The following is a 15,304-nucleotide window of genomic DNA, read 5'->3' as shown; positions in this document are numbered from 1 at the left end:
TTTTGTGTTGCACATCGGTCCGGGTCTCCTCCCCATGGCCAATTATTGGTCAACAGCCGGTTGACTTGAGGGGGCATAGCATGATTGATTTATGCGCGCAATAATCATTTCTGGAAGCCACCATGAAAGCGGAAGCCGTCTCTCCTGTGATCCTGCTCAACCCGGCGGACAATGTCGGCGTCGCGCGCATGGCCATCGCCCAGGGCGCCCCGGTCGTGATCGACGGCGCGACGCTGGCCGCGCTGGCCGAGATCCCCAGCGGCCACAAGATCGCGCTGCGCCCCATCGCTGCGGGCGAGCCGGTGCTGAAATACGGCCAGGTCATCGGCATCGCGACGGCGGCCATCGCGCCCGGCGATCATGTCCACCTGCACAATCTGGCCATGCAGGACAGCCATGTGACGCATCACTTCGCGCAGGACGCGCGCGCCACGCCGCTTTTGCCCGAAGGGCAGCGCCGCGGCTTTCAGGGCTATGCGCGCGCCGACGGGCAGGCGGGGACGCGCAATTACATCGGCATCGTCACCTCGGTGAACTGCTCGGCCACCGTCGCCCGAGCCATCGCCGACCACTTCAATCGCGGCGGCGGGCTGGACGGTTTCGACAACGTGGACGGCGTGGTGGCGCTGACCCATGGCACCGGCTGCGCCATCAACATGCAAAGCGAGGGCTATCTTTACCTTCAGCGCGTGCTGGCCGGCTATGCCCGCAACCCGAATTTCGCCGCCATCCTGTTCATCGGCCTGGGCTGCGAGACGAACCAGATCGACCCCATCGTCAGCAGGTTCGGGCTGAAGGAGGGGCCGCATCTGCGCACCATGACGATCCAGAACCTGGGCGGCACGCGCAAGACGGTCGAGATCGCCTGCGGCATCATCCGCGACATGCTGCCCGAGGCGAATGCCGCCGAACGCACGGCCCTGCCCCTGGCCGGGCTGAAGGTCGCGCTGCAATGCGGCGGCTCGGACGGCTATTCCGGCATCTCGGCCAATCCGGCGCTGGGTTACGCGGCCGACCTGATCGTGCGGCATGGCGGCACCGCCGTCCTCAGCGAAACCCCCGAGATCTATGGCGCCGAGCATCTGCTGACCCGCCGCGCCGTCACCCCCGAGGTGGCCCAGAAGCTGATGGACCGCATCGAATGGTGGCGCGAATACACACGGCGCAACGGCGCCGAACTGAACAACAACCCCTCGCATGGCAACAAGCTGGGCGGGCTGACCACCATCCTGGAGAAATCCCTGGGCGCGGTGGCCAAGGGCGGCACGATGCCCCTGGAAGCGGTCTATGAATTCGGCGAGATCATCGACCAGACCGGCTTCGTCTTCATGGACACGCCCGGCTACGACCCGGTGGCGGTCACCGGCCAGGTCGCGGGCGGCTGCAACGTGATCGTCTTCACCACCGGGCGCGGCTCGGTCTCGGGGTTCAAGCCGGCGCCCTGCATCAAGGTTGCAACCAATACGCAGATGTATGAACATATGAGCGACGACATGGACATCAATTGCGGCGGCATCGTCCAGGGCACCGATACGATCGAGGCGGCGGGCAGGCGCATTTTCGAGAAGATCCTGGCGGTCGCCTCGGGCGAGCATACGCTAAGCGAGGATTACGGCTTTGGGGACAATGAATTCGTGCCATGGCAGATCGGAGCCGTAACCTGACCGTCCAGCCCCCGCAAACCCCGGCCGGCGCCGCCATGATCGCGGGCCCGGCCTATGCCACCATCGAGGCCCGCATCCGCCAGAGCATCGCGGCGGGCGCCCTGCCGGACGGCACCGTGCTGCTGGAGGGGCCGCTGGCCGCGCTGTTCGGCTCCAGCCGCTCTCCGGTGAAACGCGCGCTCGCGGCGCTTGAGGACGAGGGGTTGCTCAGCCGCTTCGACGGGCGCGGGCTGCTGGTCGGCAACAAGGGAATCCCGCGCCGCGTGAAGATCGTCCCCGACATGCTGCTGCTGGACGGCGAGGACGGCATCAGCGCCAAAAGCTTCGCCTGGCAGCCGCATTACTACGATTTCGAACGCGAGATCATCCTGCGCTCGGTCTTCGGCCGGGCGCGGGTCAACGAACTGGCGCTGGCCCGGCACCTGGAGGTCAGCCGCACCGTGGCCCGTGACCTGCTGATCCACGCGCGCGAGGTCGGGATCGTCTACAAGGACGACGGGTCGCGCTGGTGGATCGTGCCGCTGGACGAGGCGCGGTTCGAAAACCTTTACGAATTGCGCATCCTGCTGGAACCCGTGGCCATGACCAGCGCCATCGGCCGCATCCCGGACGAGCGTCTGGACAGGATCGAGGCCCGGCTGCTGCGCGCCCAGCAGCGTTTCCCCCGCCTGACCGTGGGCGAGCTGGACCTGCTGGAAGCCGACCTGCATATCGACTGCCTGGGCCATGGCAGCAATCCCGAGATCGCCGAGACGCTCAAGCGCAGCCATTGCATCCTGGTCGCCGGAAAGCATATCCAGCTCGCACTGGGCGCCGAGGCCCGCGTCGATCCCTTCACGGGCGAACACCTCGAAATCCTGGCCGCGCTGCGGGCGCAAGATCCCGCCACGGTGCGCGAAACATTGGTCAGGCACCTGGAACTCTCCGCACAAAAAGCCGTCCATCGCCTCGCTGCCTTTCGCAGCAAGAACAACCAGCACAAACTTCCATATATCCTGGAAACGTGACCGCCGCCGCGCTCAGGCGGCGGTGATCCAGGTCATCGCACGCGTCACCCGGTCCAGATGGTCCTGCATGGCGACCCGCGCCTCGGACTCAAGGCCGGCGGCGATCGCCTCGGCGATGCGGCGATGCTCGTGGTTCGCGCCGACCCGCCGATCCGCCATCAGATCGACCAGTTCGGATTGCCGGCGCAGCGCATCGCGCGATTCCGCGACGATATGGACGAAAAGCGCGTTCCGCGACGCCTGCGCGACCAGGTTGTGAAACTCGCTGTCCAGGGCCACCCATTCCGGGCCGTCCGCAGGCTGCTCCATCTGGTCGCAAAGCGCGGCCAGCAGCCTCGCCTGGGCCTCGGTCCGGCGCAGCGCCGCCCAGCCCGCCGCCGGAACCTCGATATGGGCGCGCGCCTCGATCAGGTCGCGGGCCGCGATATTGCCATAGACCAGATCGGCATGCTGCATGTTCGAGATCACGAAGCTGCCGCTGCCCGAACGGCTGCGGGTCAGGCCCAGCGTCTGCAACGAACGCATCGCCTCGCGGATGATGGGCCGGCTGACGCCATAGCTGCGGGCAAGCTTTTCCTCGGAGGGCAGGCGCGTGCCGACAGACACCTCGCCCGCCAGGATCGCTGCGCGCAGATCCTCGAACACCATCTCGGCCGCGTTCTTGCGGTGGATCGGCGCCTTCCGCGTCAACCAGTCCGACACCTTGGCCCCCATCCGCGCGATTTCCGTCCCAGTCTGGCGCATGGCTCGGCGCAGGGCAATGGCCGTCGCGCGGCCAGAGATCACGGCGGCTTGACTCGCGCAGGGAGTTTATTTACGAACGGTCGTATGGAAAAAAGGAAGTCCGATGGGCCGCAAGCGCAGTATCGACCGTGACGGGCTGATGCAGGCGGTCGAAACCGTCGCCCGGCGCGTCGGCGTCAGCGGACTAAGCCTGGATGCCGTCGCCAAGGAGGCCGGCGTCAGCAAATCCAGCGTCGTTTACGATTGCGAGGGCAAGGCCGGGCTTCTGGCGGCCTTCGTGCGCCATCAGATCGCACAATTCCGCAAGGCGCATGGCGAGGCTTATGCCCGCCACCGCGACATCGCCACGCCCAATCCCTGGCTGCACGCCATGCTTGACGAATTCCGCATCGCGCCAAGTGATGACGACATCTCGATCACCATGCTGATCAGCGCCAGCATGGGCGAGAATGCGGAATGCCGCGATGTCATGCGCAAGGCGCTGGTCCAGGACATCGAAACCGTCGTCGCCCAGGCCGCCGAGCCGTGCAAGATGCTGCGCACGCTGCTGACGCTGCAAGGCATGCTGTTTCTGGAGTGCTTCGGCTTTCACCGCTTCGACGAAGTGACCCGCAACGAAATCCTCGACGACCTGATGGTCCTCGTGGACAGCGACAAGGGGGCCGCGATCCCCTGACAGCCGAACGCCCTCCCCCACCTCCCCCTCAGCCTAAGAGTTTGATCATGCATTTTCTTTCAATCCCGGGCGGGGTAACCTGCCTGCTGGCGGCGCTTGGTCTGTCAAGTGCGGCCATGGCCCAGCAGCTGCCGCCACCCGCCGTCAGCGTCCAGACCATGGTGCCCCAGCCCCTGCCGGTGATCAACGAACTGCCCGGCCGCGTCGCCGCCACCCGCACCGCCGAGGTGCGCCCCCAGGTCGGCGGCATCGTCATCAGCCGGGTCTTTGAACAGGGCAGCCACATTCAGGCGGGCGACGTGCTTTACAAGATCGACCCCGCGCCCTTCGCCGTGCGCGTCGCCAGCGCCCAGGCCCAGCTTACCCGCGCCGAGGCCGCCGAGGCCAATGCGCGCGACCAGATGCGCCGCACCGAGGCCCTGCGCGAGCGCCGCGTGACCGCCGGGGTCGAGTTGGAGAATGCAGCGACCACGCTGGCCCAGGCCCAGGCGGACGTGGCCATCGCCCAGGCCGCGCTGCAAGAAGCGCGGCTGAACCTGGGATATACCGATGTGACCGCGCCGATCTCGGGCATGGTCGGCCGCGCGCTGGTGACCGAAGGGGCGCTGGCGGCCGCGCAGACCGATGTGATGGCGACGATCCAGCAGCTTGATCCGGTCTATGTGGACTTCACCCAGTCCGCGTCCGAAATGTTCGCCCTGCGCCGTGCCCATGATGCCGGGCAACTGGCGCTGGCCGCCTCGGGCGATGCGCGGGTGCGGCTGATCTTCGACGATGGCAGCGAATATGCGCGATCGGGCAAGCTTCTGTTCTCGGAATCCAGCGTGGACAGCTCGACCGGGCAGATCACCATGCGGGCCGAATTCCCCAACCCGGACGGCGACCTGCTGCCCGGCCTTTACGTCCGCGTGCGGATCGAACAGGCGGTGCGGGAAAACGCGCTGACCATCCCGCAGATGGCGGTGCAGCGCGACGCCTCGGGCCAGGCATATGTCTATGCGCTGAAGAACGAGGATACCGTCGAGCGCCGCGACATCCGCCTGGGCCAGACCGCCGACAGCCATTGGCTGGTCGAAGAGGGGCTGGCCCCCGGCGACAAGGTCGTCGTCGCGGGCGCGCAGAAGCTTTTCCCCGATGCCAAGGTCGTGGCCCAGCCGGTCGCGCAGGCGAAGGAGTAGCCCATGGCCCAGTTCTTCATCGTCAGGCCGGTCCTGGCCTGGGTGATCTCGATCTTCATCGTGATCGCGGGGCTTCTGGCGCTGCCGCGCATGCCCATCGCGCAATATCCGCAAGTGGCCTGGCCGCAGATCAATATCTCGACCAGCTATACCGGCGCCGCGCCCGAGGAAATCAACCAGGCCGTCGCCCAGCCCATCGAGGACGAGCTGAACGGCGTCCAGGGCCTGGCCTATTACGAATCCGTCGCCGACAGTTCCGGCGTCATGCAGATCGCCGCGACCTTCGAGCCGGGCAGCGACATCGCCCGCGCCCAGGTCGACGTGCAGAACGCCGTCGCCCGCGTCGAGCCGCTTTTGCCGCAAAGCGTGGTCGATCAGGGCGTGCTGGTCGAAGAGGCGGGCGCGGGCTTTCTGATGCTGGTCGCGCTGACCTCCGAGGATGGCTCATATGACGACATCGCGCTGGGGGACTACATCAACCGCAATGTCGTGGGCGAAATCCGCCGGATCGAGGGCGTGGGCCGGGCGCAGGTCTTCGCCCCCGAGCGCGCGCTGCGGATCTGGATCGACCCCGCGAAGATGACCGGCCTGAACCTGTCCAGCGCCGAGGTGGTGGCGGCGATCCGGGCGCAGAACGCCCAGGTCTCGGCCGGCAAGGTCGGGGCGGACCCGAACCCGGTCGGCCAGCAACTGACCGCGAACGTGCTGATCAAGGGCCAGCTTTCGGACCCGCGGGAATTCGGCCAGATCGTGCTGCGCGCGAACCCGGACGGCTCGAACGTGCTTCTGCGCGACGTGGCCCGGATCGAGGTGGGGGCCGAAAGCTACAGCTTCGCATCCTCCATCAACGGCAAGCCCGCCGCCGCCATGGGCATCCAGCTTTCGGCCACGGGCAATGCGCTGAACACCTCGGACGCGGTGCATCAGAAGATGCAGGAACTGGCGCGCTTCTTCCCGCCGGGGATCAGCTATACGATCCCCTACGACACCACCCCCTTCGTCGCCGCCTCGATCGAGAAGGTGCTGCATACGCTGGTCGAGGCCGTGGCGCTGGTCTTCGTCGTCATGTTCCTGTTCCTGCAAAACTTCCGCTATACGCTGATCCCGACCATCGTGGTGCCCATCGCGCTTCTGGGCACGGTCGCGGTCATGCTGGTGGCGGGATTTTCCATCAACGTGCTGACCATGTTCGCCATGGTGCTGGCCATCGGCATCCTGGTCGACGACGCCATCGTCGTGATCGAGAACGTCGAGCGGATCATGGCGACCGAGGGCCTGCCCCCGCGCGAGGCCACGCAAAAGGCCATGGGACAGATCTCGGGCGCCATCGTCGGGATCACGCTGGTCCTGTCGGCGGTGTTCATTCCGATGGCCTTCTTTCCGGGCTCGTCGGGGATCATCTACCGGCAATTCGCGCTGACCATGGTGGTCTCGATCCTGTTCTCGGCCTTCCTTGCGCTGACGCTGACCCCGGCGCTTTGCGCGACCTTCCTGAAGCCGGTGCAGGGCCATCACGGGAAAAAGGGCTTCTTCGGCTGGTTCAACCGCAATTTCGACCGGCTGACCGCGCGCTATACCGGGGCGGTCACGCTGGTCACGCGGCGGCGGCTGGTGATGATGGCGCTTTACCTGGCGCTGGTCGGCGCCACCGCCTTCGGTTTCCTGCGCCTGCCCTCCAGCTTCCTGCCGAACGAGGACCAGGGCTTCATCATCACCGATATCCAGACCCCGCCCACGGCCAGTTCGAACCGCACCGACCAGGTGCTGGCCCAGGCGACGGACCTGTTCCAGGGCATGGATGCGGTCGAGAACACCGTCGCCATCCGTGGCTTCAGCTTCTCGGGACAGGGGCCGAACGCGGGGCTGATGTTCGTGACCTTCAAGGACTGGGCCGAGCGCGACCAATCGGCGCAGGAACTGGCCAGCGCCGCGAACATGCAGATGTTCGGCTATCAGGACGCGCAGGTCTTCGCCCTGTCGCCGCCGCCGATCCCCGGCTTCGGCACCACCGGCGGCTTCAGCTTCCGGCTGCAAGACCGCTCGGGACAGGGACAGGCGGCGCTGCTGGCGGCGGCCCGGCAACTGATGGCGCAGGCGCGGGAAAGCGGCATCGCCACCGGCCTGCGGATCGAGGGGCTGCCCTCGGCCGCGCAGGTCTTCGTCACCGTGGACCGCGAAAAGGCCAATGCCTTCGGGGTCAGCTTCGCGGATATCTCCTCGACCATCTCGCAATATCTCGGCTCGGCCTATGTGAACGACTTCCCGAATGCCGGGAAGAACCAGCGGGTGATGGTCCAGGCCGATACGGGCGCGCGGATGGATGCGCAGGACATCCTGAAGCTGACGGTGCGGAACGCGAATGGCGGCATGGTGCCCTTCAGTTCCTTCGCCACGGCAAGCTGGGAACAGGGACCGTCGCAGGTGGTGGGCTATAACGGCTATCCCTCGATCCGCATCGCCGGCGCGGCGGCGCCGGGCCACAGTTCGGGCGCGGCCATGGATCAGATGGCGCGCCTGGCCGAGGAACTGCCGCAAGGCTTCGGCTATGAATGGACCGGGCAATCGCTGGAAGAGATCCAGGCCGGATCGCAGGCGACGCTGCTTTACGCGATGAGCATCCTCTTCGTCTTCCTGCTGCTGTCGGGGCTTTACGAAAGCTGGTCGATCCCGCTTTCGGTGATGCTGGTGGTGCCGCTGGGCATCCTGGGCTGCGTGCTGGCGGTGATGCTGCGCGACATGCCGAACGACATCTATTTCAAGGTCGGGCTGATCGCGATCATCGGGCTGTCGGCCAAGAACGCGATCCTGATCGTCGAATTCGCCAAGGAACTGCGCGAGCAGGGCGAAAGCCTGATCGAGGCCGCGACCCAGGCCGCGCGCCTGCGCTTCCGGCCGATCCTGATGACCTCGCTGGCCTTCACGCTGGGCGTGGTGCCGCTGGCGATCGCGACCGGCCCCTCGGCCGCCAGCCAGAACGCCATCGGCACCGGGGTCATCGGCGGCATGGTGGCGGCGACGGTGCTGGCGATCTTCTTCGTCCCGGTCTTCTTCGTCTTCGTCCTGGGGCTTTTCAGCCGGCTGACCAGGCGCCGGGCCGAAACCGCATCCGCCGGCTGATCGTTCAATCCGCGCGACGCGGGCCAGGGACGATCCCGGCCCGCGCCTTTTCCCTTCTTCGAGTGATCCCTCATGACACAGAATATCACGCTTTCGCGCCGCCTGATGCTGGGCGGACTTTCCTCGATCCTGGCGCTTTCGGCCTGCTCGCAGGTCCTCTATACCGCGCCCAAGGCGGATGTGGCCGACCGCTTCGCCGCCAACAGCCCCGCGCGCGGGGCGGGCGACAACATCTGGTGGGCGGCCTTCCGCGACAGCCAGCTGGACGCGCTGGTCGATGCCGGGCTGAAGCGGAACCTGGACGTGCAAACCGCCATCTCGGTCATCCGCGAGGCGCAGGCGAATGCCCGGCTGGTCGGCGCGAACGACCTTCCCCAGGCCAGCCTGGAAGGCGCGCTTTCGCGCGGCGACAGCGAGGGCAGCGGCATCGTGCTTGAAAGCAGTTCGGCCACGCTGGGCATATCCTGGCTGATCGACATCTTCGGGGCCAATCGCGCGGCGCGGGCCGGGGCCTCGGCCCAGGTCGACGCGGCCTATCTTTCCGCCGAGGTGGCGCGGCTGACGGTCGCCAGCGCCATCGCCTCGGCCTATGTCGATGCCCGCTATTACCAAGAGGCCATCGCCCTGACCCGGCAAAGCCTGGAAAGCCGCCGCCGCACGCTGTCGCTGACGCGCGAACAGGACGTGCTGGGCAGCATCAGCCGGGTCGAGGTCTTGCAGGCCGAGCAACTCGTGACCCAGGCCGAGGCCGCCCTGCCTGCGCTGGAACTGGGCTATGACCAATCGGTGAACCGGCTGGCCACGCTGACCGCCGGGCGCAGCGCCGACATCGCCGCGCGGTTGCGGCGCGGCGGCGGCAGCCAGCCCCGCGCCCGCTATCAGGCCCGCGTGGGCGTGCCCGCCGACGTGATCCGCGCCCGCCCCGATGTGCGCGTGGCCGAACGCAACCTGGCCGCCGCCGCCGCCTCGGTCGGCGAGGCGCAGGCCGCGTTCTATCCCAAGCTGACGCTTTCGGGCAGCGTGACCCCCATCGACCTGGGCCGCGCGGGCAGCATGAAGACCTGGGGCTTCGGCCCGCAGATCTCGGTCCCGCTATTCACCGGCGGCGCGAACAAGGCGCGGCTTTCGGCGGCGCAGGCACGGGCCGAGCAGGCGCGGCTTGCCTGGCAGGCGGCGGTGCTGAAGGCCGTGGAAGAGGTCGAGAACGCCCTGGCCGGCTATAACCGCGATGCCCGCTCGGTCAGCGCGCAGTCGCGGCTGGTCGACAATGCCCGCGAATCCGTGGGCCTGGCCCGCGCCTCCTATGAGCTGGGCGAGGCGGGCTTCTTCCCGGTCCTCGATGCCGAGCGCACGCTGTTGTCGGCACGCCAGGACCTGGCCAATGCGGTGCGCCAGCAGGCGCTGAACTTCGTCGCCCTCAGCGTCGCCTCGGCGGGCGGGGTCGGCATGAGCGCGCCGCGAAGCTGACCTGTCCCCGTCCCTGTCCCTTTCCGCCGCCCTGCCCTATGAAGCGGGCGGCGGTTTGCGGGAAAGGATCGGGCAATGGTATGGGATCAGCGGCGCGAGGGCGGGGCGCCCCGGCAGGCCGAGGCACGCGACCCCGGCGAGATAGATTATGCGCGGGTGATCCATTCGGCCTCGTTCCGGCGCTTGCAGGGCAAGACCCAGATCCTGAACCTGGGCGACGGCGATTTCTACCGCACCCGGCTGACCCATTCGCTGGAGGTCTCGCAGATCGCGGGCGGGCTGGTGGCGCAGCTTGCGCGGAACTTTCCCGACCATCCCGCCCGCGCCCACCTGCCGGGGCGCAGCCGGATCCAGGCCATCGCCTGCGCCCACGACCTGGGCCATCCGCCCTTCGGCCATGGCGGCGAGGTGGCGCTGAACTATTGCATGCGCGATGCCGGCGGGTTCGAGGGGAACGGCCAGACCCTGCGCCTGCTCGCCCGGATCGAGGCGTTTTCCCGGACCGCAGGCGCCGACCTGACGCGGCGCAGCCTTCTGGGCGTGCTGAAATACCCGGTCGGTTATGCGCGCGCCGCCAATCCCGCGTTGAAGCCGTGCCTGCATGGCGATCTGTCGGTCTTGCGGACCATCGACCTGGAAAGCGCCGCGCCCCCGAAATGCTACCTGGAAAGCGAGGCCGAGGTGGTGGACTGGATCCTTGCCCCGCTCTCGGCCTCGGATCGGGACGGCTTCGCCGCGCTGGCCGAGCGGCCACGCGGCCACGCCAAAAGCCTGCACAAATCGCTGGATTGCAGCATCATGGATCTGGCCGACGACATCGCCTATGGCGTCCACGACCTTGAGGACGCCTTTGCCCTGGGCCTGGTCGGCGCCAATGCCTTCCGCGCCGCCGTGACGCCCGAGGATTGCGCAAGCCTGACGGGATGTGATCACAACGCCCTGGCCCAGGGGCTGGCCGGGTCCGAGCACGCCCGCAAGCGGGTGATCGGCGATCTGGTGCATCACCTGATCGCGGGTGTCGGGCTTGTTGCCGTCCAGGGCTTCCACGATCCGCTTCTGGCCTGGCGCGCCGCGATCCCCCCAGGACCACAGCGCCTGCTGGCCGCGCTGAAAAGCTTCGTCATGGGCCAGGTGATCCGCAGCCCCTCGGTGCAGCAGCTTGAATTCAAGGGGCAGGCCATGGTCGTGCAGGTGTTCCAGGCGCTGCAATCCGACCCCCAGCGGCTATTGCCGCGCCCGTGGCTGGCGCGTCTGGAACGGGACGGCATGCGCGCCATCTGCGATCATGTCGCCAGCCTGACCGATGCGGGGCTTCTGAAAAGCTATGAGCGGCTGTTCGCACCGCGCATGGGCTCGGTCTTTGACCGGCTCTGACGGCAGACGGCCCGCGACAAGGCGGGGCGCCGCCGAATGTTCCGTCGCGATCAGCCGCGATGCGCGCGCATTCCCTTCAGCTCATGCTTGCTCCAACGGCTTAGGGCGTGGACGGCACCCGCGTCGTCGCGCATGAATTCAAGCTGGCTCACCGGCAGGGCGACGGGTTTCGCGCCGGTCCCCAGGAAACCGCCGACATCGACGACCGCGACCGCATCCGCGCCATGGCCGTGCATATGCGCGATGCCGCCGATCTTTTCGTCGCCCGGCCCATAGACGGGCGCGCCGGTCAGATAGTTCTGCGTCAGCTCGTCAGGATTCAGCCGGGCATGAGTTGCATGGTCCATCGTCGTTTCTCCTTTCAATGCTCATGCCGGCCCAACGCCCGCCGCAAGGGGCCGTTCCGCTGACATAAATCAGTCCGCGGCCCAGACCGGGACCGGGCGTTGATCCCTGAAGGAAAGGCCGCCATGCGCCGGGAACCGATATTCTCGCCGGGATCTGCAAGGACAGCCCGCAATCCGGGCAGATCCCCCAACCCGCGCGCGCTGAGGCGGCAAAGACACAAGGCGGTCGCGGCATCACCGGACCTGCTTGATCGGGAAACCGTCCCAAGTCACGCTTTATTCACCCCTTGGGCGTAATCTCTGGAAAACCCGCAGGAGAGGGAATGGCGTCGCTTCTGATCTTCTTCCAGCTTGCCGGCGCGGTGGCGCTGTTGCTTTTCGGCCTTTCGATGGTGCGCGAGGGGGCAACGGACGCCTTCGGCATGCGCCTGCGCATGGCATTGGGACTGGGGACCAGAAACGGGCCAAGGGCCTTTCTCTCGGGCCTGCTGGCGACGCTGGGGCTGCAATCCTCGACCGCGACGGCACTGCTGACCACCTCATTCGTGGAACGCGAAATGATCCGCCCGCGCATGGCGCAGGTGGTGCTTCTGGGCGCGAATCTGGGCACGGCGCTGACCGCGTGGATCGTCTCATCGGGGGTCGAGGCGGTGGCGCCGCTGCTGATCTTTGCCGGCTATGTGCTGTCGCGCCGGACGGGCGCGCTTTGGACGGGAACCGGGCGGGCGCTGATCGGGATCGGGCTGATGCTGGTCTCGCTGGCCCTGCTGGCACAAGCGACTGGGCCGCTGCGCGCCTCGCCGGGGCTTGCGGCCTTCCTGCCGGTGCTGGATGGCGCCTGGCCGGTGGCGCTGGTCTTTGCCGCCGGGCTGGCGGTGCTGTGCTCCTCGTCGCTGGCGGCGGTGCTGCTGGTCGCCTCGCTGGTGCTGCCGCCGGGCCTGACGGTCGTGCTGGTCCTGGGCGCGAACCTGGGCGGGGCGATCCCCGCCGTGATGGCGACCGCCCGGCTGGGGGCCGCGGCCCGGCGCGTGACCTGGGGCAACCTGACCGTTCGCGCAGTCGGCTGCATGCTGGTCCTGCCCTTCGCCGCGCCGCTGGCCGCCGCCCTGCAAGCCGTGCCCCTGCCTGAAACCGGCCTTGCGGTCGAGGCGCATCTGGCCTTCAACCTGGGCCTGTCGGTCCTTGCCTGGCCCTTTGCCGGGCTGCTTGATCGCCTGCTGACCCGCCTCATCCCCGAGGATGAGGATGAAGGCCACGAACCCGGCCCGCAATGGCTGGACGAGACGGCGCTGGGAACCCCGCTTCTGGCCCTGACCGGCGCCAGCCGCGAGGTTCTGGCCATCGGCGATGCGGTCCAGCGCATGCTGACCCAGACCCGGCTGGCCTTTCGCGACAATGAACCCGAGCCTCTGGCCGAGGTCGCGGCGATCGAAAACCGCGTGGACCGCCGCCAGCACGAGGTGAAGTCCTATCTTTCACGGCTGGGCAGCGCCGCCAATGACGAGGATCGCCGCCGCTCGATCACGATCCTGGATTATGTCATCAACCTGGAACATATGGGCGACATCATCGACAAGGGCCTGGCCCGCGCGGTGCGGCGCAAGATCGGGCTGCGCCTGCGCTTTTCCGATGCCGGCTATCAGGAGCTTGAAACCCTGTTCATGATGACCCAGGAAAACCTGCGCATGGCGCAGACGGTGTTCATGACCCGCGACAGGGACATGGCGCGGCGGTTGATGGAACTGAAGGTGGATATCCGCAACCATGAGCGCCTGTCGGCCGAGCGTCACCTGATCCGCCTGCGCGAAGGCCGCCCCGACAGCCGGGAAACATCATCCCTGCATCTGGACATCCTGCGCGACCTCAAGCGGATCAACGCGCATCTGGTCTCGGTCGCGCATCCGATCCTGGATGAGGAAGGGTTGCTGATCGAAAGCCGGCTGCGCAGCGCCTGAGACGGTTGCCGGATTCCAAGAGGATCGCCAAAGGGCTTTGTCGCACAAATATCGCGATGGGAGTCATCTTGGAGATCCGGGATCATGGCCAAGCAGCACCGGCCGAAGCGCGCATGCGCAAAGGCAGGCTAAACCGGCCCGCTTCGACAGGGTTCGGCCCGCCGCACGCCGTTCATATCGCCGATGTTGCTCGTCCGGTCTCCACGCTTGGTCGAATGCGGTGATATCCCCATGGCTTCGGCCAATCTGGTCGCCGGGCATGGCGGGGCCGCCTTCATTGTCACCGTCTTCGCCTTGATGCGGCGTCAGGCGCATGATCGTTTCAGCAGCCGCAAGGGCGCCGGGGTCGCGGTTTGCGGATCAAGGCTTGCCGCCCCGGTCAGGGGCGTGACGCGGCTGCGGCGCGTTTGGCCATGAGGCCCGGGAGCGCGACCGGCATGGCGATCCGGCCTATGTCCAGAAATGCGCGCGGCCGCCCCCGACGGTAGCGGCCGCGCATCCGCCTTGCCCAAGCCGTTCCTCAGCCGAAAGCCTTCCAGAGGTTCCAGATGCTGAGGCTGGTGATAAGCAGGCCGACGATGATCAGCAGCACCCGCGTCGGCAGGTAACGCACCAGCGCCGCAGCAAAGGGTGCCGCGAACAGGCCGCCGACCACCAGCCCGGCGATCGTCGTCCAGTGGGTAAGACCGCCGAGCAGCGCGAAAGAGAAGCCGGTGCTGACCGCAAGGAAGAACTCGGCGGCGTTGACCGAGCCGATCGTGGTGCGCGGATCCTGACCCGAACCCACCAGCGAGGTGGTGACGACCGGACCCCAGCCGCCGCCGCCAATGGCATCGACAAAGCCGCCGATCAGGCCGAGGGGCGCCACATAGGTCGGCGGATCGGTGCGGATGCGGATGGTGCGGAACGCCTTGACCAGGATGAACAGGCCGATCAGGACGAGATAGCCCGAGATCCACGGCCGAAGCACGGTGCTGTCGAGATTCGTCACCAGATAGGCGCCGATCAGGCCCCCGGCGATCCCGGGGATCAGCAGCCGCTTGAAAAGCGCCTTGTTCACATTGCCGAGCTTCCAGTGGGAAAAGCCCGAAAAGCCGGTGGTGAAGATCTCGGCGATATGCACCGAGGCCGAGGCCGCCGCCGGCGTCACTCCGGTCGAAAGCAGGAAGGTGGTCGATGTCACGCCATAGGCCATGCCAAGCGCGCCATCGACCATCTGGGCGAAAAGCCCGACGCCAGCCGCGGTCCAGAAGCCGCGCGAGGTGACGCCGGCGTGGATCTCGGCCGAGACGACGCCCCAGTCCACCGGCGCCAGCAGCAGGGTAAGCAGCAAAGCGGCCACCACCACGCCGGCCACGACCGGGATCCAGTTGCGATTTATCCAGGGGCGGGCCTCCGGGACTGCCGCCGTTGAAGTATCTGTAGGTGCCATCTGTCTTTTCGCTCTCTCGTTTTTCTTCCGCAGCGAACGTCTTTCTGGGGCGCTTGGTCCAGGGCGGCGCGAACCGGCCATGACAAGACCTCCTGACGGATCGATGCTGGGGGATTGTTGGGGGGAGCTGTTCGGCGGGCCTGCCCTTGAACTAGCTCTCTGCCATCGGCTGCGTGCTCCATTCTGGAAACGGGCGACACACCCGTCCAATAACACAGTAATTCTGTTGATTTTATGTGATTTGCAAGAAAAGGAACCGGGCGGATTATGCCGCGACGCAACAATGCTTTTCCCCAGCACGATGCCTTGGCAGGAATTTCTCGTGTCCGTCCCGCCAGGTTGG

11 protein-coding genes are annotated in these 15,304 nt (G+C 67.0%); 8 read left to right on the top strand and 3 right to left on the bottom strand.

Features of this window, described 5'->3' with window-relative positions:
- The first annotated feature begins 122 nt into the window (after positions 1-122).
- Positions 123-1,664, top strand: a complete 1,542-nt coding sequence (locus QM682_RS04560) for a UxaA family hydrolase (RefSeq protein WP_415127558.1) — start codon at positions 123-125, stop codon at positions 1,662-1,664.
- A complete protein-coding gene (locus QM682_RS04555; protein WP_415127556.1) occupies positions 1,640-2,671 on the top strand; it encodes a GntR family transcriptional regulator in 1,032 nt (343 codons plus the stop codon). The genes QM682_RS04560 and QM682_RS04555 overlap by 25 nt, the downstream gene beginning before the upstream one ends.
- A gap of 12 nt (positions 2,672-2,683) precedes the next feature.
- On the opposite strand, the gene QM682_RS04550 is transcribed toward QM682_RS04555, so the two are convergent.
- A complete protein-coding gene (locus QM682_RS04550; RefSeq protein ID WP_415127554.1) occupies positions 2,684-3,415 on the bottom strand; it encodes a FadR/GntR family transcriptional regulator in 732 nt (243 codons plus the stop codon).
- A 103-nt stretch (positions 3,416-3,518) separates the two neighbouring features.
- Here QM682_RS04550 and QM682_RS04545 point away from each other — a divergent pair, with 103 nt between their 5' ends.
- The 5 genes from QM682_RS04545 (at position 3,519) to QM682_RS04525 (ending at position 11,227) form a co-directional block, all read left to right on the top strand.
- On the top strand, positions 3,519-4,091 hold the full coding sequence (locus tag QM682_RS04545) for a TetR/AcrR family transcriptional regulator (RefSeq protein WP_415127552.1): 573 nt from the start codon (positions 3,519-3,521) through the stop codon (positions 4,089-4,091).
- 116 nt (positions 4,092-4,207) lie between these two features.
- A complete protein-coding gene (locus tag QM682_RS04540) occupies positions 4,208-5,269 on the top strand; it encodes an efflux RND transporter periplasmic adaptor subunit (protein WP_415127550.1) in 1,062 nt (353 codons plus the stop codon).
- A gap of 3 nt (positions 5,270-5,272) precedes the next feature.
- A complete protein-coding gene (locus QM682_RS04535) occupies positions 5,273-8,386 on the top strand; it encodes a multidrug efflux RND transporter permease subunit (protein ID WP_415127548.1) in 3,114 nt (1,037 codons plus the stop codon).
- Positions 8,387-8,458: 72 nt separating this feature from the next.
- On the top strand, positions 8,459-9,853 hold the full coding sequence (locus tag QM682_RS04530) for an efflux transporter outer membrane subunit (RefSeq protein WP_415127546.1): 1,395 nt from the start codon (positions 8,459-8,461) through the stop codon (positions 9,851-9,853).
- A 75-nt stretch (positions 9,854-9,928) separates the two neighbouring features.
- Entirely contained in the window at positions 9,929-11,227 is a 1,299-nt protein-coding gene (locus QM682_RS04525) for an anti-phage deoxyguanosine triphosphatase (RefSeq protein ID WP_415127544.1), read from the top strand.
- Positions 11,228-11,277: 50 nt separating this feature from the next.
- Here the strand turns inward: QM682_RS04525 and QM682_RS04520 are convergent, their stop codons facing one another.
- Positions 11,278-11,574 (bottom strand): PRC-barrel domain containing protein, encoded by a 297-nt coding sequence (locus QM682_RS04520; RefSeq protein ID WP_415127542.1) that lies wholly within the window; start codon positions 11,572-11,574, stop codon positions 11,278-11,280.
- 323 nt (positions 11,575-11,897) lie between these two features.
- Here QM682_RS04520 and QM682_RS04515 point away from each other — a divergent pair, with 323 nt between their 5' ends.
- Positions 11,898-13,529 (top strand): Na/Pi cotransporter family protein, encoded by a 1,632-nt coding sequence (locus tag QM682_RS04515; RefSeq protein ID WP_415127540.1) that lies wholly within the window; start codon positions 11,898-11,900, stop codon positions 13,527-13,529.
- 520 nt (positions 13,530-14,049) lie between these two features.
- Here the strand turns inward: QM682_RS04515 and QM682_RS04510 are convergent.
- A complete protein-coding gene (locus QM682_RS04510; RefSeq protein WP_415127538.1) occupies positions 14,050-14,886 on the bottom strand; it encodes a sulfite exporter TauE/SafE family protein in 837 nt (278 codons plus the stop codon).
- Between the last annotated feature and the right edge of the window lie 418 nt (positions 14,887-15,304).

Origin of the sequence: Paracoccus sp. (in: a-proteobacteria) (assembly GCF_047605025.1) — a bacterium.
In the GTDB taxonomy this organism is placed as follows: domain Bacteria; phylum Pseudomonadota; class Alphaproteobacteria; order Rhodobacterales; family Rhodobacteraceae; genus Paracoccus.
The sequence above is the reverse complement of the archived record's forward strand: the minus strand, read 5'-3'. Positions and strand labels throughout refer to the sequence as shown.

What these genes read in the sequence shown, in the direction of transcription:
- QM682_RS04560 (WP_415127558.1), top strand. Translation starts at nt 123, where the DNA reads ATGAAAGCGGAAGCCGTCTCTCCTGTGATCCTGCTCAACCCGGCGGAC.
- QM682_RS04555 (WP_415127556.1), top strand. Translation starts at nt 1,640, where the DNA reads ATGGCAGATCGGAGCCGTAACCTGACCGTCCAGCCCCCGCAAACCCCG.
- QM682_RS04550 (WP_415127554.1), bottom strand. Translation starts at nt 3,415, where the DNA reads ATGCGCCAGACTGGGACGGAAATCGCGCGGATGGGGGCCAAGGTGTCG.
- QM682_RS04545 (WP_415127552.1), top strand. Translation starts at nt 3,519, where the DNA reads ATGGGCCGCAAGCGCAGTATCGACCGTGACGGGCTGATGCAGGCGGTC.
- QM682_RS04540 (WP_415127550.1), top strand. Translation starts at nt 4,208, where the DNA reads ATGGCCCAGCAGCTGCCGCCACCCGCCGTCAGCGTCCAGACCATGGTG.
- QM682_RS04535 (WP_415127548.1), top strand. Translation starts at nt 5,273, where the DNA reads ATGGCCCAGTTCTTCATCGTCAGGCCGGTCCTGGCCTGGGTGATCTCG.
- QM682_RS04530 (WP_415127546.1), top strand. Translation starts at nt 8,459, where the DNA reads ATGACACAGAATATCACGCTTTCGCGCCGCCTGATGCTGGGCGGACTT.
- QM682_RS04525 (WP_415127544.1), top strand. Translation starts at nt 9,929, where the DNA reads ATGGTATGGGATCAGCGGCGCGAGGGCGGGGCGCCCCGGCAGGCCGAG.
- QM682_RS04520 (WP_415127542.1), bottom strand. Translation starts at nt 11,574, where the DNA reads ATGGACCATGCAACTCATGCCCGGCTGAATCCTGACGAGCTGACGCAG.
- QM682_RS04515 (WP_415127540.1), top strand. Translation starts at nt 11,898, where the DNA reads ATGGCGTCGCTTCTGATCTTCTTCCAGCTTGCCGGCGCGGTGGCGCTG.